Below are 3,701 nucleotides of genomic sequence, written 5' to 3' on the forward strand. Positions count from 1 at the left end.
GTGCGCCGCGGCCGGCAGCTGATCAACTTTCCGGAAGGCACCCGCCGACCGGTCGACGCGCCGCCGAACTACAAGAGCGGCGTCGGCCAGATCTATGTCGATTGCGGCGTGCCGTGCCTGCCGGTGGCGCTGAACGCCGGACTGTTCTGGCCGCGGCGCCAGTTCATGCGCTACCCGGGCACGATCGTGGTCGAATTCCTCGATCCGCTCCCGGCCGGCCTCGACCGCCGCGAGTTCCTCAGGCAGCTCAGCGACGTGGTCGAAACCGCCACCAACCGCCTGGTGGCCGAAGCGCGCCAAGAGCAGGCACAGCTGTTCGGCTGCGTCCCCAGCGCGGTGCCGCCACAGGCCGAGCCGGCGCCGAAGCCGGAGAGCGAGCAGGTGGGCTGATCGCCTCTCGCCTTGGTTATCGCGGCGTCGGTGCTTCGTCGCGCAGCGCTTCGGCGAGCTGGTGCAGCGGCACGTCGCGGCAGCCCTGCGTTTCCAGTGCCTTCACGGTGGCGATCACGTAATCGCGGTTCGGGCCGGAGCGGCCGTGGCCCTGGCGGACATGACGAAGCTGCTCGGCGTAAGACAGCCGGCCGGCATATTGCGCGTGGCCGCGGTCGACCACGTAAGTCAGCGCGCTGATCCGGCGCCGGGCGTCGTCCTCCAGCCACACCGAGCGCTTGACCTCGCGATACACGCTGGTGACCTGCTCGCGCTCGCGCAAGTAAGCCACCGTCTGCATCCGCTGCGCATCGGCGACCCGGAACGCGATGCCGCGGCAGGCGCCGCCGCGATCGAGCCCGAGCACAAGTCCCGGCTGCTCCGGCGTGCCGCGATGAACGAAGGAATAGACGCACAGCGCCCGGTGCTCGCCGATCAGCCGCGCCGGCACCTGCTCGACGAAATCGAACCCAGGCCGCCACATCAGCGATCCATAGCCGAACACCCACAGGTCGCCGTCGGCAAGCTCGGCATCGGTCAGGATCTTGGCGGACATGATGGCAAGACTTCAGAGCAAGGCTTCGCGCAAATGACAAATTCCGTCTCTACCGCATTGGGACGGCCGATGTCAGCGGTTTCGCGCGGCGGATCTGCGGCGGGCGAGACGCCGTGCCCTGCAATTTGCCTTTTCGGGCACACACTCTAAGTAGGCTCGATGACCGAACACACGCTTCCCACCCGCCGCCGGCTGTGGCCGCTGTTCCTGATGCCGGCGCTGCTGCTCGTCGCCGCCATTGCCTGGAGTGGCTTCTGGTTCTTCTCCGTCGCGCAGGTTGATCGCATCGTTGATTCCTGGCGCGCACGCGAGGCCGCGGCCGGCCGCGCCTATGATTGCGGTGACCGCTCGATCGCCGGCTTCCCGTTCCGCCTCGAAGTGCGCTGCACGAACGCCAGCGTGGCGCTGACCTCGCAGACCGCCGAGCAGGTGGCCAGCCAGACCCCGGTGACGGCGAAGCTCGCCGAAATCCTGGTGGTGTCGCAGATCTATCAGCCGAGCCTGCTGATCGCCGAGTTCAAGGGGCCGGCGACCTTCGCGGATCGTGGCCAGCCGCCGTCGATGCAGCTCAACTGGGCGAGCGCCCGCAGCAGCGCTGCCGGGCTGCCCGGTCCGCCGCAGCGGGTATCGCTGGTGTTCGAAGCGCCGACGCTCGACCGGCTCGGCGGCGCCGCGCCGGTGCCGCTGGCGCGTGCGCGGCATGTCGAGATGCACGCCCGTCAGCTCGAAGGCCCGGCCGGTGCCGCGCCGCGGATCGAGACCGACTTCCAGTTCGAAGGCGCCAGCGTGCAGGACGTGCATCCGCTGCTCGCGGATCTGTTCGACGCGCATCTGCGCGTGGTGCTGAGCGGGTTGAAGGATTTCCGGCCGAAGCCATGGCCGCAGCGTTTCCGCGAATTGCAGGCGGCAGGTGGCCGGATCGAGATCACCCAGGCGCGGATCCAGCAGGGCGAGATGATCGCGACCGCGATCGGCGCACTCGGGCTGACGCCGGCCGGAAATGTCGATGGCGAATTGCAGATGGTAGTGGCGGGGCTCGACAAGGTGATCCCCAAGCTCGGCATCGACAAGGTGCTGGAAGAGGGCGTGTCGCAGTCGACGATCGATCGTCTCGCGCCCGGCGTGCGGGCGAACGACGTCAACAACGTACTCGGCGCGCTCGACCGCGCCATCCCGGGACTCGGCCGGGTCGTCCGCCAGAACGCCAATGTCGGCGTCGCCGCCGGCATCAACGCGCTCGGCCAGGAAGCCACGCTTGAGGGACGGCCCGCTCGCGCCTTCCCGCTGCGCTTCGTCGACGGCGCCGTGATGCTAGGCCCGATCAAGGTCGCGCAGATGAAGCCGCTGTTTTGACCGCGCTCTCCCCGTCATTGCGAGGAGCACCCGGATCGGCGCTACGCGCCGTCCGAGCACAGGCTCCGCGACGAAGCAATCCAGTCACGTGCACTGAGCTGGATTGCTTCGCTTCGCTCGCAATGACGAACTAACAACTAATTTCGTTCACGATTGCCCACCTTCACCGGCGCGGTCTCCGGCATCAGCGTCATGGCGCCGAGCCCAACGGCCGCTGCCAACAGCAAGTACCATGCTGGCGCCAGCGGGTTGCCGGAGACGTGCAGCAGCCAGGTCACGACCAACTGGGCGGTGCCGCCGAAGCTGGCGATCGCAACCGCATAAACGATCGCGAATACCCCACCGCGGATCTGCTGCGGCAGCGCCTCGGTGAAGGTGGCGTAGAACGCGGTGAACGGCAGCGAGCCGATCATCGACAGCACGCCGAAGCCGAACAGCAGCGAGGCCGGCCCGGGATCGGCCACGATCCACAGAAAGCTCGGATAGGTCAGCGTCAGCGCGATCAGTTGCGGGATGATCATCACCGGCTTGCGGCCGAAGCGGTCGGCCAGCGGCCCGTACGCCAGCTGGGCGCCGCCGAAGCCCAGCAGATAGGCGGTGACCACCCACTGGACGCCGTTGGGCGAGCGCACCGCCAGGTCCTGGCCGATGTGCGGCAAGGCCGGCAGCATGGAATCGATGGCCAGGGCGTTCATCGCCATCAGCGCCGCGACCAGGCAGACGAACTCGACGAAGCCGGGCTTCTGGACAGGGGCTGACGTGGCGGAAGGGGTCATCCGGGCCAGATGCGCCATGACCGCCCCCGCCGCAACCATGCACCGCGCATAAATTGCTGCAATGCAGCGAAATCGAGATTGAGCCGCCGACGCCTCGCCATTGTCACGAAGCTTCGCTAGAGGAAGTCATGACAGAACAGATGACAGCACAGGCGGCGCTGGACCGCCTCGAAACCCTCTACACCCAATCCGTGACCAACCTGCGCGACGCCGTGCGGGATTTCGTCAACACCGGCGCGCGGCCCGATCCGGTCAAACGCGCCGAAGGGGTGTTCGCCTATCCCGAACTTCGCATCCGCTGGTACGGCGACCGCCCCCAGGACCTGGAGCCGCGCGCCTACGCCCGGCTGTCGAGACAAGGCAGCTATTCGACCACGGTCACGCGGCCGGACCTTTTCCGCCCCTATCTGACCGAACAGCTGGGCCTGCTGGAGCAGGAATATAATGCGACCTTCGAGGTCGGCGTGTCGCGCCAGGAAATCCCCTTTCCCTATGTGACCGACGGGCTGGAGGTCGCGCTGGACCGGTCGATGACGGCGGCCCTGGCGCGCTGGTTCCCCACCACGGACCTGGCCCATATTGGCGAC

The 3,701-nt window shown here is 67.7% G+C and carries 4 protein-coding genes and 1 pseudogene; 3 read left to right on the forward strand and 2 right to left on the reverse strand.

The window, feature by feature from the left end:
* Positions 1-390, forward strand: a 390-nt coding sequence (locus tag ACOJTD_RS22450) for a lysophospholipid acyltransferase family protein (protein WP_420135064.1), incomplete at its 5' end; no start/stop codon positions are given.
* Positions 391-406: 16 nt separating this feature from the next.
* Here ACOJTD_RS22450 and ACOJTD_RS22455 read toward each other — a convergent pair.
* Positions 407-985 carry a gamma-glutamylcyclotransferase gene (locus tag ACOJTD_RS22455; RefSeq protein WP_420135065.1) on the reverse strand — a complete coding sequence of 193 codons (579 nt, stop codon included), beginning with the start codon at positions 983-985 and terminating at the stop codon, positions 407-409.
* Between the two features lie 159 nt (positions 986-1,144).
* Between ACOJTD_RS22455 and ACOJTD_RS22460 the strand changes: the two genes are divergently transcribed.
* On the forward strand, positions 1,145-2,338 hold the full coding sequence (locus ACOJTD_RS22460; RefSeq protein WP_420135066.1) for a DUF2125 domain-containing protein: 1,194 nt from the start codon (positions 1,145-1,147) through the stop codon (positions 2,336-2,338).
* 137 nt (positions 2,339-2,475) lie between these two features.
* Here the strand turns inward: ACOJTD_RS22460 and ACOJTD_RS22465 are convergent, their stop codons facing one another.
* Complete coding sequence (locus ACOJTD_RS22465) at positions 2,476-3,114, reverse strand: MFS transporter (protein WP_420135067.1); 639 nt, start codon at positions 3,112-3,114, stop codon at positions 2,476-2,478.
* 128 nt (positions 3,115-3,242) lie between these two features.
* On the opposite strand from ACOJTD_RS22465, the pseudogene ACOJTD_RS22470 reads away from it, so the two are divergent.
* Positions 3,243-3,701, forward strand: a pseudogene (locus ACOJTD_RS22470) (AMP nucleosidase); the annotation flags it as partial.

Source organism: Rhodopseudomonas sp. (assembly GCF_048594845.1).
In the GTDB taxonomy this organism is placed as follows: Bacteria; Pseudomonadota; Alphaproteobacteria; order Rhizobiales; family Xanthobacteraceae; genus Rhodopseudomonas.